Source organism: Herbaspirillum sp. Her3, from assembly GCF_057961275.1.
Window position 1 is genome coordinate 5,388,781 of the sequence record NZ_CM176328.1, and the last position, 16,959, is coordinate 5,405,739.

At 62.0% G+C, this 16,959-nt stretch carries 12 protein-coding genes; 2 read left to right on the plus strand and 10 right to left on the minus strand.

Going from position 1 to position 16,959, the window contains the following annotated elements:
• Positions 1-12: 12 nt before the first annotated feature.
• The 7 genes from ACVC5H_RS24505 to ACVC5H_RS24535 form a co-directional block, all read right to left on the minus strand.
• Positions 13-777 carry an enoyl-CoA hydratase gene (locus tag ACVC5H_RS24505; protein WP_489620306.1) on the minus strand — a complete coding sequence of 255 codons (765 nt, stop codon included), beginning with the start codon at positions 775-777 and terminating at the stop codon, positions 13-15.
• 103 nt (positions 778-880) lie between these two features.
• Positions 881-2,077 carry an acetyl-CoA C-acyltransferase gene (locus ACVC5H_RS24510; protein WP_489620307.1) on the minus strand — a complete coding sequence of 399 codons (1,197 nt, stop codon included), beginning with the start codon at positions 2,075-2,077 and terminating at the stop codon, positions 881-883.
• 49 nt (positions 2,078-2,126) lie between these two features.
• Entirely contained in the window at positions 2,127-4,514 is a 2,388-nt protein-coding gene (locus tag ACVC5H_RS24515) for a 3-hydroxyacyl-CoA dehydrogenase/enoyl-CoA hydratase family protein (protein ID WP_489620308.1), read from the minus strand.
• Between the two features lie 231 nt (positions 4,515-4,745).
• The gene (locus tag ACVC5H_RS24520) at positions 4,746-6,536 is read right to left on the minus strand and encodes an acyl-CoA dehydrogenase C-terminal domain-containing protein (protein ID WP_489620309.1); all 1,791 of its coding nucleotides are present in this window, start codon (positions 6,534-6,536) and stop codon (positions 4,746-4,748) included.
• 18 nt (positions 6,537-6,554) lie between these two features.
• Positions 6,555-7,256: a TetR/AcrR family transcriptional regulator gene (locus tag ACVC5H_RS24525; protein WP_489620310.1), complete on the minus strand. Its 702-nt coding sequence runs from the start codon at positions 7,254-7,256 to the stop codon at positions 6,555-6,557.
• A 218-nt stretch (positions 7,257-7,474) separates the two neighbouring features.
• Complete coding sequence (locus tag ACVC5H_RS24530; RefSeq protein WP_489620311.1) at positions 7,475-7,939, minus strand: hypothetical protein; 465 nt, start codon at positions 7,937-7,939, stop codon at positions 7,475-7,477.
• A gap of 93 nt (positions 7,940-8,032) precedes the next feature.
• Complete coding sequence (locus tag ACVC5H_RS24535; protein WP_489620312.1) at positions 8,033-8,407, minus strand: RNA-binding S4 domain-containing protein; 375 nt, start codon at positions 8,405-8,407, stop codon at positions 8,033-8,035.
• 171 nt (positions 8,408-8,578) lie between these two features.
• Here ACVC5H_RS24535 and ACVC5H_RS24540 point away from each other — a divergent pair, with 171 nt between their 5' ends.
• Positions 8,579-11,923 (plus strand): type VI secretion system Vgr family protein, encoded by a 3,345-nt coding sequence (locus tag ACVC5H_RS24540; RefSeq protein ID WP_489620313.1) that lies wholly within the window; start codon positions 8,579-8,581, stop codon positions 11,921-11,923.
• A 105-nt stretch (positions 11,924-12,028) separates the two neighbouring features.
• A complete protein-coding gene (locus ACVC5H_RS24545; RefSeq protein WP_489620314.1) occupies positions 12,029-13,585 on the plus strand; it encodes an SEL1-like repeat protein in 1,557 nt (518 codons plus the stop codon).
• A gap of 84 nt (positions 13,586-13,669) precedes the next feature.
• Here ACVC5H_RS24545 and ACVC5H_RS24550 read toward each other — a convergent pair whose 3' ends face one another.
• From ACVC5H_RS24550 to ACVC5H_RS24560, 3 genes are all read right to left on the minus strand, one after another.
• Positions 13,670-14,845 (minus strand): acetyl-CoA C-acetyltransferase, encoded by a 1,176-nt coding sequence (locus ACVC5H_RS24550; RefSeq protein WP_489620315.1) that lies wholly within the window; start codon positions 14,843-14,845, stop codon positions 13,670-13,672.
• Between the two features lie 136 nt (positions 14,846-14,981).
• Positions 14,982-16,145, minus strand: a complete 1,164-nt coding sequence (locus ACVC5H_RS24555; protein WP_489620316.1) for a phospholipase D-like domain-containing protein — start codon at positions 16,143-16,145, stop codon at positions 14,982-14,984.
• A gap of 2 nt (positions 16,146-16,147) precedes the next feature.
• The gene (locus ACVC5H_RS24560; RefSeq protein WP_489620317.1) at positions 16,148-16,945 is read right to left on the minus strand and encodes an endonuclease/exonuclease/phosphatase family protein; all 798 of its coding nucleotides are present in this window, start codon (positions 16,943-16,945) and stop codon (positions 16,148-16,150) included.
• Between the last annotated feature and the right edge of the window lie 14 nt (positions 16,946-16,959).

The following is a 16,959-nucleotide window of genomic DNA, read 5'->3' on the forward strand; positions in this document are numbered from 1 at the left end:
CGTCACACTCGCTCAGCCAAACTGCCTGAAATCCGGCTTGCGCTTCTCAAAGAACGCCGTGAATGCCTCCTTTGCCTCGGGCGCGGTCAGCATGCGCGAGAAGTGCTCGATCTCGGCCACCATCTGCTGCTCGGTCGCCGTCACTCGGTTTTTCTTCATCAACTGCTTGGTCACCCGGATCGACGCTGCCGGCAGCGCCGCCAGCCTGGCCGCCTGCTGCTGCGCATAGGGCAGCAATTCCTCCAGCGGCAACACACGGTTGACCACGCCCATCTGGCAGGCTTCGTCTGCGCCGAAGGCTTCGCCCAGCAAGAGCTTCTCGGCGGCGCGCTGGTAACCGGCGATGTGCGGCAACAGCAGGGAAGACGCCGCCTCCGGGCACAAACCCAGTTGCGTGAAGGGCATCGAGAATCTGGCATTGTCGGCCGCATACACCAGGTCGCAATGCAACAGCAACGTGGTGCCGATGCCCACGGCCACGCCCGAGACCGCCGCCACGATGGGCTTGGCGGCATGGCTGATCTGCCACAGGAACTGGAATACCGGCGCGTCCTGGGTCTTGGGCGGATTCTTCAGGAAGTCTTCCAGATCGTTGCCCGCCGAGAAGGCCTTCGGCTTGCCGGTGAAGAGGATGACCCGCACCGCGCTGTCGGTCTCGGCTTCCTTCAGGGCATCGGCCAACTGCTGGTACATCGCAGCGGTGATGGCGTTCTTCTTGTCTTCGCGGTCGAAGTGGATGGTCAGGATGCCATCGGCCTTGCTCAGTTGGATATCCATCTGCACCGGTCTCCTTGAAATTTATAAATAATTTATATGATTTATTAAAAAAGCCGCACGGCATAAGCAGTGCGGCTTTTTTGTCCAAACGCTCGCGCGCGGATCAGACGCGCTCGAAGATGCCCGCTGCGCCCATGCCGGTGCCCACGCACATGGTCACCATGCCGTACTTCAGGTTCTTGCGGCGCAGGGCATGGATGGTGGTGGCCACACGGATGGCACCGGTGGCGCCCAGCGGGTGGCCCAGGGCAATCGCGCCGCCCATGGGGTTGACCTTGCTCGGGTCCAGGCCGAGATCGCCGATGACCGCCAGCGCTTGTGCGGCGAAGGCTTCGTTCAGTTCGATCCAGTCGATCTGGTCCTGGGTCAGGCCACCGGCCTTCAGTGCCGCAGGAATCGCTTCCTTCGGACCGATGCCCATGATCTCCGGTGGCACGCCGCGCACGGCGAAGGAGACGAAGCGCGCCAGCGGGGTCAGGTTGAATTGCTTGAGGATTTTTTCCGAGACAATGATCAGCGCACCTGCGCCATCGGACGTCTGCGAGCTGTTGCCCGCAGTGACGCTGCCCTTGGCGGCGAAGACCGGCTTGAGCTTGGCCAGCGCGGCCAGGTTGGAATCGGCGCGCGGGCCTTCGTCCAAAGCGACAGTGCGGGTCTTGATGTCGATCTCGCCGGTGGCCAGGTTGGGGAAGCGCTCGACGATCTCGACCGAGGTCATCTCGTCAGCAAATTCACCGGCCTGCTGGGCCGCGATGGCCTTCTGGTGCGAGGCCAGCGAGAATTCGTCCTGGGCTTCGCGCGAGACCTTCCACTGCTGTGCCACCTTCTCGGCGGTCAGGCCCATGCCGTAGGCCATGCCAACGTTCTCATCCTTGAAGGCATTGATGTTGATGGAGGGATGGAAGCCCATCATCGGCACCATCGACATCGATTCGGCACCAGCCGCGATCATGACATCGGCTTCGCCCACTCGGATGCGGTCGGCGGCCATGGCGATGGCGGTGATGCCGGAGGCGCAGTAGCGATTGATGGTGACGCCGCCGATGGTATTGGGCAGGCCCGCCAGCAGCACGGCATTGCGCGCCATGTTGAGGCCCTGCGCGCCTTCGGGGAAGGAGCAGCCGACGATGGCATCCTCGATCAGCTTGGGATCCAGGCCCGGCACCTGTGCCACGGCGGACTGGATGGCACGCACCAGCAGGTCATCCGGGCGGGTGTTCTTGAACATGCCACGCGGCGCCTTGCCGATGGGGGTGCGGGTGGCGGCGACGATGTAGGCGTCTTGCAGTTGTTTGCTCATTACCAAATCTCCTTGGACTCTCCCTCCCCGTCCGGGGAGAGAGGTTTCATTAATTGCGCACAGGCTTGCCGGTTTGCATCATGCCCATGATGCGTTCCTGGGTCTTGGGGTGGTTGAGCAGCTCCATGAAGAACTTGCGCTCGATGTCGAGCAGCCATTGTTCATTGACGATGCTGCCCTCTTCCACCTCGCCACCGGCGACGGTCTCGGCGATCATCTTGCCCAGCTTGAAGTCGTGGGCCGAGATGAAACCGCCATCGCGCATGTTGACCAACTGCGCCATGATGGTGGCCAGGCCGTTGCGGCCGATCACCGGCACCTGCGGCGGCAGCTGCGGACGGTAGCCGGCGTCGAACAGCGCACGCGCCTCGACCTTGGCCACGTGCAGCAATTCATAGGGGTTGAAGACGATCACGTCGTCCTCGCGCAGGTAACCCAGCTTGCGCGCTTCCAGTGCGGACTTCGACACATTGGCAGTGGCTGCGGCCAGCATGTATTCCTTCAGGAATTGCAGGATGTCGTTGCCCTTGGCTTCCCTGGCGGCGCGCACGGCGGCTTCCTTGAGGCCGCCGCCGGCAGGGATCAGGCCCACGCCCACTTCCACCAGGCCGATGTAAGACTCGATGGAGACCACGCGCTTGGCCGCATGCAGCAGCAGTTCGCAACCGCCACCCAGGGCCAGGCCGGCGACGGCCGCGATCACCGGCACGCTGGCGTACTTCAGGCGCTGGTGTGCTTGCTGCAGCTGGTGCACCACCGGTTCGATGGCCTTGACGCCACCGGACATGAACAGCGGCAGCATCGACTGCAGGTCGGCACCGGCCGAGAAGGCGCCGCCCTCGGCCGCATCCGGATGCCAGATCACCAGGCCCTTGAAATTCTGCTCGGCTTCGGTGACGGCCTTGTTCATGCCGTCGATGACGCCCTGGCCAATCACGTGCATCTTGGTCTTGAAGGACAGAATCAGCACGTCGTCGTTCTGGTGCCAGATGCGTACCGATTCGTCTTCGAAGAAGGTAGTGCCGGCGCTCTTGCCATCGGCCGCGCCCTCGCCCACCAGCGGGGCGCGGAAGGCCTGGCGCTGGTAGACCGGCAGGTCGGAACGGGCCACGTCGGCCTTCTTCGAGGGCGACCAGGAACCCTTCTCCGAATGCACGCCGTCACGGCCATCGAAGACCCAATCAGGCAGCGGTGCATTGGACAGCGCACGACCCGCATCGATGTCTTCCTTGACCCATTGCGCGATCTGCTTCCAGCCGGCCGCCTGCCAGGTCTCGAAGGGACCGACGCTCCAGCCGAAGCCCCAGCGCATGGCGAAGTCGAGGTCGCGTGCGTTGTCGGCCACCGATTCCAGATGCACGGCGATGTAGTGGAAGGCATCGCGGAAGATGGCCCACAAGAACTGGCCTTGCGGATTGGTCGAATCATGCAGCGCCTTCATGCGCTTGACCGGATCCTTTTCCTTGAGGATGCGAGCGATGATGTCATCGGCCTTGCCGCCGCCCGGCACGTAGTCGCCCTTGGCCGCGTCGATGCGCAGGATGTCCTTGCCCACCTTCTTGTAGTAGCCGGCGCCGCTCTTCTGGCCCAGCGCGCCTTGCTCGACCAGCTTGGCCAAGAGCGGCGGGGTGGCATAGGTGGAGAAGAAGGGATCATCCTTCAGGTTGTCCTGCATGGTACGGATGACGTGGCCCATGGTGTCCAGGCCCACCACGTCGGCGGTACGGAAGGTACCGGACTTGGCGCGGCCCAGCTTGGCGCCGGTCAGGTCATCGACCACATCGACCGAGAGGCCATACTTGTCGGCTTCGATGATGGTGGCCAGGATGCCGAACACGCCCACGCGGTTGGCCACGAAGTTGGGGGTATCGAAGGCACGTACCACGCCCTTGCCGAGCGTGGTGGTGAGGAAGGCTTCGAGCTGATCGAGGATGTGCGGTTCGGTCGAGCGGGTCGGGATCAGTTCGACCAGGTGCATGTAGCGCGGCGGATTGAAGAAGTGCACGCCGCAGAAGCGCGCCTTCAGGCCTGCATCGAAACCTTCGGAGAGCGCATTGATCGACAGGCCCGAGGTATTGGAGGCGAAGATGGCCTTGGGGCCGATGTGCGGGGCGACCTTCTTGTAGAGGTCGTGCTTCCAGTCCATGCGCTCGGCGATGGCTTCGATGATGAGGTCGCAGCCTTCCAGCACGGCCAGGTCATCTTCGTAGTTGGCGACCTGGATCAGGGCCGCGTCATCCTTGTTGCCCAGCGGTGCCGGGCTCAGCTTCTTCAGGTTCTCGATGGCGCGTTGCACGATGCCGTTCTTCGGGCCTTCCTTGGCCGGCAGGTCGAACAGCACGACCGGCACGCGGGCATTGATGCAATGGGCGGCGATCTGCGCCCCCATGACGCCCGCGCCGAGCACGGCCACTTTTTTGACGATGAAATTGGACACGCAAATCTCCTTTGCTGGTGCTGCAGACATGAAACATGAATTCGGGGCCTGGCAAGCTGCCTATCGCTGGGAGCGAACGGCTACTGTACGCCTGTTTGCCGATTGGCTGCATGGCGGCTGCCCACAGGATGCCTCGCCGCAGTGACGCAGGCGTGACGCCATGCCGGGCCCAATTGCGGTAGATCAACGCCGCGTGCAGGCCGGCAGCCCGCGCGCGGCGTGCTATTGCGCTCAGAACAACGCTGCGTCCAGCGCCATCAGGTTGCCGGCGCCCGAACGGGCCTGGCGGATCAGCATCGCGGTTTCCGGCAGCAGGCGCGCGAAGTAGAAGCGTGCCGTGGCCAGCTTGGCGGTGTAGAAGCTGTCGCCACTGTCCTGCTTCTCCAGCGCGATCTTGGCCATGCGGGCGAACAGGTAGGAGAACACCAGATGGCCCACCACACGCAGGTAAGGCACGGCGGCGGCACCGGCTTCATCCTGGTTGGCGAAGGACTTCATGCCGATTTCCATGGTCAGCTTGGTCACCTTGTCGCCGATGTCGGCCAGCGGGGTGATGAATTCGGACATGGACTCATCGGTACCATGCTCTTCCACGAAGGCCTGGATCTGCGCACCGAATTTCTTGAGCTTGGCGCCGTTGTCCATCAGGATCTTGCGGCCCAGCAAGTCCAGCGACTGGATGGTGTTGGTGCCTTCGTAGATCATGTTGATGCGGGCATCGCGTACGTATTGCTCCATGCCCCATTCGGCGATGTAGCCGTGGCCGCCGTAGACCTGCAGGCACTCGGACGTGGCCATCCAGGCGTTGTCGGTCAGGAAGGCCTTCACCACCGGCGTCAGCAGGGCCACGATGTCGGCGGCGTCCTTGCGCACCTGTTCGTCCGGGTGGCTCAGTTCCTTGTCCAGCTCCAGCGCGACATAGGACGTGAAGGCACGGCCACCTTCGGCAAACGCCTTGGCGGTCAGCAGCATGCGGCGCACGTCGGGGTGCACGATGATCGGATCAGCCGGCTTGTCGGCGGCCTTGATGCCGGACAGGCTGCGCATCTGCAGGCGGTCCTTGGCGTAGACCAGGGCGTTCTGGTAGGCCACTTCGGTCAGGCCCAGGCCTTGCATGCCCACGCCCAGGCGCGCTGCGTTCATGAACACGAACATGGCCTGCAAGCCCTTGTGCGGCTGGCCGATCAGCCAGCCGGTGGCGCCGTCCAGGTTCATCTGGCAGGTGGCATTGCCGTGGATGCCCATCTTTTCTTCGATGGCGCCGCAGAAGATCGGGTTGCGCGCGCCCAGCGAGCCGTCGGCATTGGGCAAAAACTTGGGAACCAGGAAAAGTGAAATGCCTTTCGAACCTTCCGGCGCATCGGGCAAACGGGCCAGCACCAGATGAACGATATTGTCAGAAACGTCGTTTTCTCCGGCGGAGATGAAAATCTTGTTGCCGGTGATCTTGTAGGAACCATCAGCCTGCGGCTCGGCCTTGCTGCGCAACAGGCCCAGGTCGGTGCCGCAATGCGCTTCGGTCAGGCACATGGTGCCGGTCCATTCGCCCGAGACCAGCTTGGGCAGGTAGAGCTGCTTCTGTTCTTCCGAACCGTGCGCGTGCAGGCACTCATAGGCGCCATGCGACAGGCCGGGATACATGGTCCAGGCCTGGTTGGACGAGTTCAGCATCTCGTAGAAGGAGTTGTTGATCGTCAGCGGCAGGCCCTGGCCGCCGAATTCCGGATCACAGGACAAGGCCGCCCAGCCGGCTTCCACGTATTGCTTGTAGGCTTGCTTGAAACCCTTGGGCGTGGTGACGGCCTTGCTCTCGCGGTCGTAGTGGCAGCCCTCGCGGTCACCCGAATGGTTCAGCGGGAACAGGACCTGCGAGGCGAACTTGCCGCCTTCTTCCAGCACCTGGTCCGCCAATTCGCGGTTGGTGTCGGCATGCGGCGGCAGTTCCTTGAACACTTCCTCGACATTGAGCAGCTCGTGCAGCACGAATTGCATGTCGCGCAAGGGGGCGTTGTATTGGGGCATGAATGTCTCCGGACAGGTTTAGGCGGCCTTCCTGGCTGCCGATTTGGAATTCTTGGGGTTAGCCGCGCTGGCGCTGTCGCTGCCTTGCGGGCGGTAGCTGTCGATCAACCGGCGGAAGCTCGCCTCGGCGCGCTCGACGCTGCCGGGGATATGCAGGAAGCGCGCATCGTGATGCAGGGCCAGGATCAGGCCGTACATTTCGTAGACCATCTGGCTGACCTCGATGTCGGTACGCAGATGGCCGGCTTCCATGGCCTGCCGGATGCAGCGCTCCAGCGCATCGCGCCAGGCCTGGACCATGGCCACCAGGTGATCGCGGATGGCACCTGGGCGGTCGTCATATTCCACTGCGCCGCTGATGTAGATGCAGCCCAGGGCAATTTCCACCGTGACCTGCTTGATCCAGCGCGCGAACATGCCTTCCAGGCGCGGCAGGCCGCGCGGCTCCTTGATGGACGGATAGAACACGTCCTGCTCGAAGCGGTTGTGGTACAGGCGCACGACCTCGATCTGCAAATCCTCGCGCGAGCCGAAATGGGCGAAGACGCCGGACTTGCTCATCTTCATCTTTTCTGCCAGCAGGCCAATGGTGAGCCCTTCCAGGCCGTCACGGCTGGCCAGCTCCAGCGCCACGTCCAGGATGGCGGCGCGGGTCTGCTCGCCCTTGCGCAGGAACTTGGGCCGGGCGGGCGCGGTGGTCACCTTGCTTGTCTCTGTCATCGTTATCTCTTTGATATCCACCGCGGGCGGCGACGGGAAGGAACCGGTTCGATGGGCGCGGCTCTGGGTCCGCTGTCTTGCGCCCTTGCTGATCCGACATGAATTTATCTTCACATCGAATTAATTCGAACGATCGTACTATTATTCATCGCGCCGCAAAAGTCAAACAAAAAATCGGAATCGTGTGAGGGGTCGGATTTTGCCGGCAGGCAAGGGTTTCAGCCGCCGGCTGGAGGGGTCGCGAGGCCCAACAGGTCATGGGCATCGAGCAGGGCGTAGACGATGGTGGGATTGTTTTCCAGGCACTTGCGGATGGCGGCCGGGATGGTGTCGCGGGTCTTGCGACACAGCCCGGGTTGCTCGGCCAGGTGGATCTGCAGACCGCGTACGGTGCGCACTTCGTTGGGACCAGGGCTGATGTGCAGGTGGATGCCGAGGTTCTTGCGCATCAGGCTGCCCACGTGCAGCAACTCGTCATAGGTGGTGATGCGGGTGATGCGTTCGATCAGGCGTTTTTCTTCTTCGCGGGTGAGCCAGAGCACGCGCGCCTCGGGCGCGTGCAGGCACGCCAGCAGCGCTTCACGCTGGCAGTCGCAAGCGCCGGGCGGGCACTCCTTGCGCAGCGGCCGCGCCACCGGTACCGGTACCGGCTGCATCGATTCGGAAGAAACCACCTGAGTCATCTGCACCTTCGCATCACCGTGGGAGTAAAGACAGGCCTGCAAAACCGGTCCTCATCTTACAACGAGCCTGCGCTGCGGTGGCGTGCCGCGAACTCAGGAGGAGGAACGGTCGAGCAGGCGGCGGTCGCGCTTGGTCGGGCGTCCCTTGATCTCGGCCGAGGGTTCGCGGAAGAGGCGATGGCGCTCGGCCTGGGCGGCGCGGCGGGCGATGCTCCCGGCGGTTTCCTGGTAGAGCGTGGCGGCGATGGCGGCCGAACCGCGTTTGTCGGCGATGCCGGTGACCAGCACTTCCCATTCGGTGGCGCCATTGTCGACGTCCAGGCGGTCGCCGGTCTTGACGTTGTGGGCGGGCTTGGTGCGTTCGCCGTTGAGCTTGATGCGGCCGCGCTCCACGGCTTCGGTGGCCTGCGAACGCGTCTTGAAGAAGCGCGCGGCCCAGCACCATTTGTCGATGCGGGTGGTGTCCATGTCGAGGTGAGGATGGGTCGGTATCCGCCAATTATCGATATTTTTTGAATCATTTGCTCAAGAAAATCGGGATTCACTCCCTTTCTTTGGCCGATCCCGAACAGGGTCGGCCGGCGTCACTATGCTGGGCAGTTTTTGCAAGCGCGTTTCGCCGCTGTCCTTCCCGCCGCCATGACAGATCACTTCCAGCGCATCACCGCTGCTTTCGCCAGCGCCGTTCTCTCGCAGAAATTCCGACCCCTCCGGCTACGGTGGCGCCCACAGGAAACGCGATTCAAACAACTGCTGCTGGTCCAGGGCGTGGACCTGAGAGAAGCCTGGCTGGAGGGACTGCAAGCGCAGCTGACCTGCGTGTCGAGCGACCCGGAGCTGCCCCTGCAGGCCCTGCTGGGACAGCCCTTGGGCATCGAAATGGTGACCGACCGTGGCCACCTGCATCACACCAACGGGATCATTACCGATGCCCGCGCCTGCCAGGCCGACGGTGCACTACGGATCTATCAGCTCACGCTGCAGGATGCGCTGGCGATCATGGAAGGACGCGTCAATACCCGCATCTTCCGCCAGTTGAACGTGCCCCGCATCCTTGAAGTGCTGTTGAGCGAATGGCGCCAGCGCAGCCCTGCCCTGGCGATGGCCTTCGACTTCGATCTTGACGCACTGGAGGACATCCGCTATCCGGTGCGCGAACTCTGTCACCAGTTCAACGAATCGGATGCGCACTTCATCAGACGCCTGTGTCGGCGCGAAGGCATCCTCTGGTATATCGCCAGCCCCCAGCCTGCTCATGACACATCTGGCACGGCGACCGATACCCCGGTGCACAGGCTGGTATTTTGCGATTCTGCGGCACGGCTGCCCCGGGCTGCTGCCGACACGGTGCGCTATCACCGCAACGGCGCCACCGAAGAACGCGATGCCATCAGCACCTGGAACCGCCAGCGCCGCCTGGTGCCGGGTAGCGTATGGCGCGGCAGCTGGGATTACAAGGCGGTGCGCATGGGGGTCGCCACCAGCCAGGGCATGCTGGACCAGGGCGAGGCGGGACATGAACTGGCACGCATCCTGGAAGATGGCCTGATCGAGGCACCCCACGCTGCCGATGGTCTGGACGATCACTTGCGCCTGACCGATGCCCGCATGCTGGCGCACGAGGGCCGCAGCGAGTCCTTCGAGGGCAGCGGCACGGTGCGCGACCTGGCCGTGGGGCACTGGTTCGTGCTGGAAGGCCATCCTGACCTGCGCGGACAAGATGCTACCCGGCGCGAGTTCGTCGTGACCTCGCTGCACCAGCAGGCCGAGAACAATTTCCCCAAGGCGCTCCAGGAAGCCATCGGGCGACTGCTGCCTGTATCGACGCGGGAGAACGTCGTGCAGGACACCGCGGACATGCGCTACCGCAACCAGCTCACCTGCCGACGCCGCAACGCGCCGCTGACACCGCACTACGATCCCCGGCTGCATCTGCCGATGGTCCATCCGATCACGGCACTGGTCGTGGGACCGGCGCATGAGGAGGTGTACTGCGATGAACTGGGCCGCATCAAGGTACAACTGCAGGGCCTGCATGCGGAAGATCATGAGCACGCCCAAGGGGCCGGCACCAGCGGCCACGACCAGGACAGCGCATTCGTGCGCGTATCTAGCGCCTGGGCCGGGGCGGGCTATGGCCACGATGTCGTACCGCGGGTCGGCATGGAAGTGCTGATCGATTTTCTCGGTGGCGATCCCGACAAGATGTTCGTGTCCGGCGTCCTGCACAACGGCATGAACCTTCCCGCCCGTTTCAGCCACGGCGGTGGCTTGCCCGGCAATCGCTTTCTCTCCGGCATCAAAACGAAAGAGATTGACGGCGTGCGCTACAACCAGTTGCGTCTGGATGACACCCCTGGCCAGATCAGCACGCAATTGGCCAGCGAGCACCAGCACAGCCAGATCAACCTGGGGTACCTGACCGAACCCCGCCATGATGGGCAAGGCACTGATCGGGGCGAGGGACTGGAAGCACGGACCGATGGCCATGGCGTGCTGCGCGGTGGCAAGGGGGTCCTGATCACGGCTCAGCGTCAGGACCGCGGACGTGGCCGCATGCTGGAGCGTGCGGCCCTGCTGGAAACGCTGCACAGCCTGCAAGAGCTGGCACAGCGCCTGAGTCAGGACGCCGCCCGGCATCATGCGGAAGCGACTGATCTGGCGCTACTGGAACGGATCCGGATGCAACTGCAGGCCTGGGATTCTGGCGATGCCGCCACCGGCACAATGCGCACCGAAACACCCATGGTCGCCGTTGACGCACCTGCGGGTGTAAGTATCACGAGCCAGGACACTATGGTGCTGGGCGCGACGCATCACATCGACATGGTAAGCCAGGCCAATCTCCAGGTCAGCACGGGGCGCAGGCTCCTGATGCGGGCTGGCGAGATGTTTGCCGCCTTTGCAGCCAGGCACATGAAGCTGATCAGCGGCAAAGGCAGTATCAGGTTGCAAGCCCACGAAGAACACATCGACCTCTCAGCGGCGCGACGCATTCTGCTGGAGGCCAGCGAAGAGATCATCCTGCAGGCGCCCAGAATCAGCATCCGGTCGCGCGAAAGCACGGAGGTCAGCGGCGGGGGCAGCTTCAGCCGCTGGAATGCCAGCATGATCGAGCATGGTACCTCCGGGGAATGGCGCCAGCAGGCCGCCAACCATCACGTGCTGGGACCTGCGAACTGCCCCCCGCCCGATATCCCGCCGCCGCCCACTTATGAAGAACTGCAGCAGAGCACCAGTCTGATGGTCCGTCTGCGCAGTCAGCCAATGAAGAAACTTCCCGACCTGCATGTCTTCATCGTCATCCCGACTCCAGAAAGAAAACAGATGGTGCCGGCCACGCATGAGACCGTCAAGGCACTTGGACATGGCACTTCGATGCCCAATCAGGACAAGGAGATCGAAAGAGAACTGGCTCTTCAGGAACAGCGCAAGGAATTGGAAACGTACGAGCTCAAGGAAAGGAACAACGGCGCTCCACCAACACTGACAAGTAAGCCCAAGCCGCTTGCTCCCAACACCAATCCCAGAAGCAACGCAGACATTGCCGAGGAACTCGATTCGCTCGGCATCAAAACGCTCGTGGCCAGCCTGTGGACTTACGATCATGCCGGGGATAGCAAGGAGGAGAAATATCGGGAGATCTACATCCACAGCAAATTGATGATCATCGACGATGCCTTCTTTACGCTGGGTAGCGCCAATCTCAATCTGCGCAGCATGGCGGTGGATGCTGAGATCAATATCGGGTGTGATGATCCGCTGTTGAGCGAGAAATTGCGTAAGGAGGTGTTTTCTATGCACTCAGGAAATTCAGAACAATGTGATGGCGGCGATGGAAGTATTAACTCTATCGGAAACACATTCATTTTATGGAAGCGCCTGCTAACTGATAACAAAGCAAAGAGAAACGAGCAGAAATCTCCAGCGGGTTTCTTGATGCCTTTCGAGGACAAGAGAACTTCTAATATCCGCCTCGCCTGAGAACAACCCATGATTACTCGTCCTCATGGCCTCAGTGCCGCAATCTCACCCTACCTAAGAAGCTCTTTACTCTCTCTGATCGCTATCTTCTCAACAGCGTGTTCCATGAATGAACTTAATCGCAATATGTCATTGACAGCCTTCGACCCTCACTCAGAAGAGTTTGCCTGCAAATATGAAAAAGATGTTGAGCCCGTACCAGATGAGCAGACTGAGAATTGGTTCCGGGAGGGCATGGCCGTTACCAGTAACGACTTGTGGCCGGACGATAGAGACTACGAGAAAGCAGCTGCTTTATGGAAAAAGGCAGCACAAAAAAATCACTGGAAGGCGATGTTGAACTTAGCCAGTCTCTACTTGGAGGGCACGGGAGTTCGTCGAGATACCGAACAAGCGGTCGTCCTCATCGAAGAAGCGATGAAAATGGGAATCCCTAGGGCTTACGAACTAATGGGGCGATACCACATGAACGGCACAGGCGTTCAACAGAACGCCACACGCGCCTATGCGTTCTGGGCTCTCGCCGCAAAAATGGGAGATGCAGAAGCTCAAGCGTATCTGGGTGACAAACTCAATGCGACATACGATGATGCAAGTGGCTCGTTTTGGGGTAATAAACGCACCGCTCTTCGAATGCTTCGTTGTAGTTACGCGCAGGAGAACGCAGAAGCCAGCATGAATTTGGGTGTCAGCTTGAACGTCAATGGTGATTACAAAGACGCGCTACATATATTGCACAATGGAGTCAAATTCGGAAGTGAGGCCAGCGCGAACTATCTGGCCGCCAGCTTTTTAACCCATACAGAACTAACCGGACAGCACGTCGACCAAGATCGGGCCGAGCGTTACATGGCCGTCGGCCACATGCTCCACCTCAACCCCGACCTCCGCCTGCCCAACCTGGACAAGGTTCTCCCCCTTCCCCCCGCCACCCTTCCCTACTGGGATGGCGACAAGCAAACCCTGATCGATGGGGCCAAGCCCGTCAAAACAGCCTCGCTGGATGACATCAAGCCCTCCCCCGCCTCGCTGCGCAAGGGCCGTGCTCACATCCCCGACGGCCTCGTCCTCCCTGACGAGCCACAAGGGGGTCATCTGGTCCAGCATCCGCACACCGATGCCGTCATCAGCGGCTTTTGGCTCGCCCAATTGGCCAAACCCTTCACACCCCGACAAGTCGCATGGAATGCCGCGCAGGTACCCATGCACTACGAGAAGGGCGAATCCTTCACCCCTCCCGACGACATCACCAAAGAGTCCGGCGTTCTTCGTTTCCACTATCTCGGCACACCTGTGCCCAAAGCGCCAGCTGCTCGACATGTCCCCGACTGGCGAGTGCCGCAAGGCGTGCTGCGCGAGATCCCCGCGCCCTCGCGCGAACTGCACTCCACCGGCTTGCTCCCGGCTCCCGCTACCGGTATCTGGCACGGGCGCATTGATCCGACCCATCCCTTGGCCAAAGTCTTCAACCTATGGACGCGCCAGGCCTACGTCGAAGAAGGACAACCTTTCCCTGACCCGCGTGATCGGGGCTTGGATATTTCTCCAAAAGATATCCAATGGCAATGGCTGGATCAGGCGAATCAGCCTCTGCCATCGGGACGCAAGGACATCACGATCCGCAATTTCGATCCCGCAGCATCGACAACAAAAGGAAGCTGAGCCACCCAGCCCTACTCTTGCCACAAAGAAAAACGCCGGCTCGCAAGCCGGCGTTTCTTCATTGCAACAATCGCTAAAACAGGCTCAACGCTCCACAGCCAGCGCCACACCCATGCCGCCACCGATACACAGGCTGGCCAAACCCTTCTTGGCATCACGGCGCACCATCTCGTGCAGCAGCGTCACCAGCACGCGGCAGCCCGAGGCACCGATGGGGTGGCCCAGGGCGATGGCACCGCCGTTGACGTTGATCTTGCTGGTGTCCCAGCCCATCTGTTTGTTCACCGCAATGGCTTGCGCGGCAAAGGCTTCGTTGATTTCCATCAGGTCCAGGTCCTGCGGAGTCCAGCCGGCCTTCTTCAGGGTCAGCTGGGAAGCCGGCACCGGGCCCATGCCCATGATGCTGGGGTCCAGGCCGGCCGAAGAGTAAGCCTTGATCCTCGCCAGCACCGGCAGGCCCAGTTCAGCGGCCAGCTTGGCCGAGGTGACCACCACTGCAGCGGCGCCATCATTGATGCCCGAAGCGTTGCCGGCCGTCACCGTACCCGCCTTGTCAAAGGCCGGACGCAGGCTCGCCAGCGCTTCGGCGGTCACGCCATGCTTGACGAATTCGTCGGTGTCGAAGACCACGGTTTCCTTCTTGCCCTTGATCTCGATGGGCACGATTTCATCCTTGAACTTGCCGGCCTTCTGGGCGGCTTCGGCCTTGTTCTGCGACGCGGCAGCGAAGGCGTCCTGCTCTTCGCGGCTGATCTCGAACTTCTTGGCCACGTTCTCGGCGGTGATGCCCATGTGGTACTGGTTGTAGACGTCCCACAGGCCGTCGACGATCATGGTATCGGTCAGCTTGGCATCGCCCATGCGGAAGCCGTCGCGCGAGTTGTTCAGGACGTGGGGCGAGGCGCTCATGTTTTCCTGGCCGCCGGCGATGACGATCTGGGCGTCGCCGCAACGGATGGCCTGGGCGGCCAGTTGCACAGCCTTCAGGCCGCTACCGCAGACCTTGCCGACCACGAAGGCCGGCACCATGTCGGGCAGGCCGGACTTGATGACCGCCTGGCGCGCCGGGTTCTGGCCGACGCCAGCCGTCAGCACCTGACCCAGGATGACTTCGCTGATCGCTTCGGGCTTGATGCCGGTCTTGGCCAGCAAGGCCTTGATGACTTGCGCACCCAGATCGGCCGCTGCAATCTTCGACAAGGCTCCGCCGAATTTGCCGATCGCCGTTCTCTGTGCTGCGACAATGACCACATCATCCATAACTCGCTCCTTTTATTGAAATAGCAGGAAGCCATAGCGGCTCCCCTTGGGAAAACCGGGATGGTCATCTTATTCCATTTCAGCTTCGAACGCGATATGGTGAATTTTCGGTAAATCAAGCCGGGACAACAAAGTCTCAGGCGTCTTTTCCAAGCGTGATGATGTGAATTACCGTGCGATAGAGGAGGAAGGCCGCACCATAGGCCGCGCGCTTGTACCAGGGCACATGCAGAAAGTCCGACAGATGCACCACCCTGCCCCCGGCCGCACCGGCCTCGATCTCCTGGCGCAGGTAGCCGGCGAAGGCGGTATCCTGCACCACCACGTTGGCCTCCTGGTTGACGAAGAGCGAAAGTCCATCGTAGTTGCTCGATCCCACGGTAGCCCACTTGTCGTCCACCACCGCCACCTTGGCATGCAGCTCGGTATGGGTGTATTCGACGATGCGCACGCCCGCGCGCAAGAGCTTGGGATAAAAGGAATGCGCCACCGCATCCTGCATCATGAACTGCCCCACACCCAGCAGCAGGGTCACCTTCACCCCGCGCTGGGCGGCCTCTTCCAGCGCGCGGCGCATCTTGCGGCCGGGGGCGAAATAAGGATTGGCGAGAAAAGCCGTCTCCCGCGCGCGGCCCAGCGCCTGCAGATAGGCGCGCTGGATGGTGCGGCGGTTGCGGAAGTTGTCGCGCACCACCAGCGCAGCCTGGGTCTGGTCATGCACGGGGCCCGGCTGGCCATGGCGCAGGCGCCTGAAATTGCGCCAGCGCGCCTTCAGTTTCATGCGGCCCACGCGCAGCCATTGGGCTTGCACCTCGCGGTAGATGTCCTGCACAAGCGGCCCGAGGATGCTCACCGCGAAGTCCCAGCGCGGTGCCGGCAGCGGCGTGATATGGTCACGGTCGGACACCATATCGTCGTTGATGTTGAGCCCGCCCACGAAGGCCACCTGCCGGTCCACCACACACAGCTTGCGATGGCTGCGTGCCACGCCGCGCCGGAACCAGGGATTGAAGGAACGATGCTGCACTCCGGCCGAGCTCAGGGCGGCATGTAATTTCTTAGTATTTTCCCGTCCGGTGCCCAGCCAGTCATTGATGACGTAGACCACAACCCCGCGTCCGGCAGCCCTCTGCAAGGCTTCACACACCAGCATGCCGGTATCGTCCAGGGAAAAAATATAAGTTTCCAGATAGATCTCGACACGTGCCGCATCGATGGCGCCGATCAGCGCCGGATAAAAACCTGCGCCACTGTGCAGCAGGGCGATCTGGTTGCCGTCGGTAAAGGCGAGGTGGCGCAAGATCAGGCCAGATGCAGTTCGGTGACGATAGGGGCGTGATCCGACAGGCGTGCCCACGGACCATCCTTCAAGACCTCCGCCGTTTCCACACGGAAACCGCGCACGTAGATGCGGTCCAGCCGCAGCCACGGCATCATGGCCGGGAAGGTGCGCGCCGGGCGGATCGGCGCCGACAGGCCGCCGAGGCGACGCAGACCCTGCATCACGCCGCGCGCAGCAGGTTGCGGCTGGTCGAACACTTCGGTCACGCCAAGGTTCTGGTACAGGGTGCGGCTCAACTGGTTGGTCCAGTCATTGAAGTCCCCGGCAATCAGCAAGGGCGCATCGGGCGGCGAGGACGTGCTGACCGCCTGGACCAGCGCATCGGTCTGGCGCCGCCGGCCATTGGCGAAGAGACCCAGGTGAATCACGTAGCAGTGCACCTCCACGCCCTCGATCGGCACCACGCAATGCAGGATGCCGCGTGACTCATAGGCGTGGTCCGAAACATCCTGGTTGCGCACGGAAGCGATTGCAAAACGGGAGATCAACGCATTGCCATGGTGGCCATGGTCATAGACCGCGTTCATGCCATAGGCGGCGTGGTGCGTGTCGCCGGCAAGGTATTCGTGCTGACCCTGCTGCGGCCAGTTCGAAGCGTGGCGCAAGGCATTGAGGTCATGGCGGCCCTGCACTTCCTGCAGGAACAGGATGTCCGGATCCAGCTGCGCCAGCGCCTGCTTCAACGCCAGGATGCGCGGGCGTCCGGCAAAGGAGGTCACGCCCTTGTGGATGTTGTATGTGGCAACGCGCAGCTTCATCGATGCAACCTTTC

Bases quoted from the DNA above. Each gene is read 5' to 3' on its own strand.
- ACVC5H_RS24505 (WP_489620306.1), bottom strand. From the start codon at position 777: ATGGATATCCAACTGAGCAAGGCCGATGGCATCCTGACCATCCACTTC.
- ACVC5H_RS24510 (WP_489620307.1), bottom strand. From the start codon at position 2,077: ATGAGCAAACAACTGCAAGACGCCTACATCGTCGCCGCCACCCGCACC.
- ACVC5H_RS24520 (WP_489620309.1), bottom strand. From the start codon at position 6,536: ATGCCCCAATACAACGCCCCCTTGCGCGACATGCAATTCGTGCTGCAC.
- ACVC5H_RS24525 (WP_489620310.1), bottom strand. From the start codon at position 7,256: ATGACAGAGACAAGCAAGGTGACCACCGCGCCCGCCCGGCCCAAGTTC.
- ACVC5H_RS24530 (WP_489620311.1), bottom strand. From the start codon at position 7,939: ATGACTCAGGTGGTTTCTTCCGAATCGATGCAGCCGGTACCGGTACCG.
- ACVC5H_RS24535 (WP_489620312.1), bottom strand. From the start codon at position 8,407: ATGGACACCACCCGCATCGACAAATGGTGCTGGGCCGCGCGCTTCTTC.
- ACVC5H_RS24540 (WP_489620313.1), top strand. From the start codon at position 8,579: ATGACAGATCACTTCCAGCGCATCACCGCTGCTTTCGCCAGCGCCGTT.
- ACVC5H_RS24545 (WP_489620314.1), top strand. From the start codon at position 12,029: ATGAATGAACTTAATCGCAATATGTCATTGACAGCCTTCGACCCTCAC.
- ACVC5H_RS24550 (WP_489620315.1), bottom strand. From the start codon at position 14,845: ATGGATGATGTGGTCATTGTCGCAGCACAGAGAACGGCGATCGGCAAA.
- ACVC5H_RS24560 (WP_489620317.1), bottom strand. From the start codon at position 16,945: ATGAAGCTGCGCGTTGCCACATACAACATCCACAAGGGCGTGACCTCC.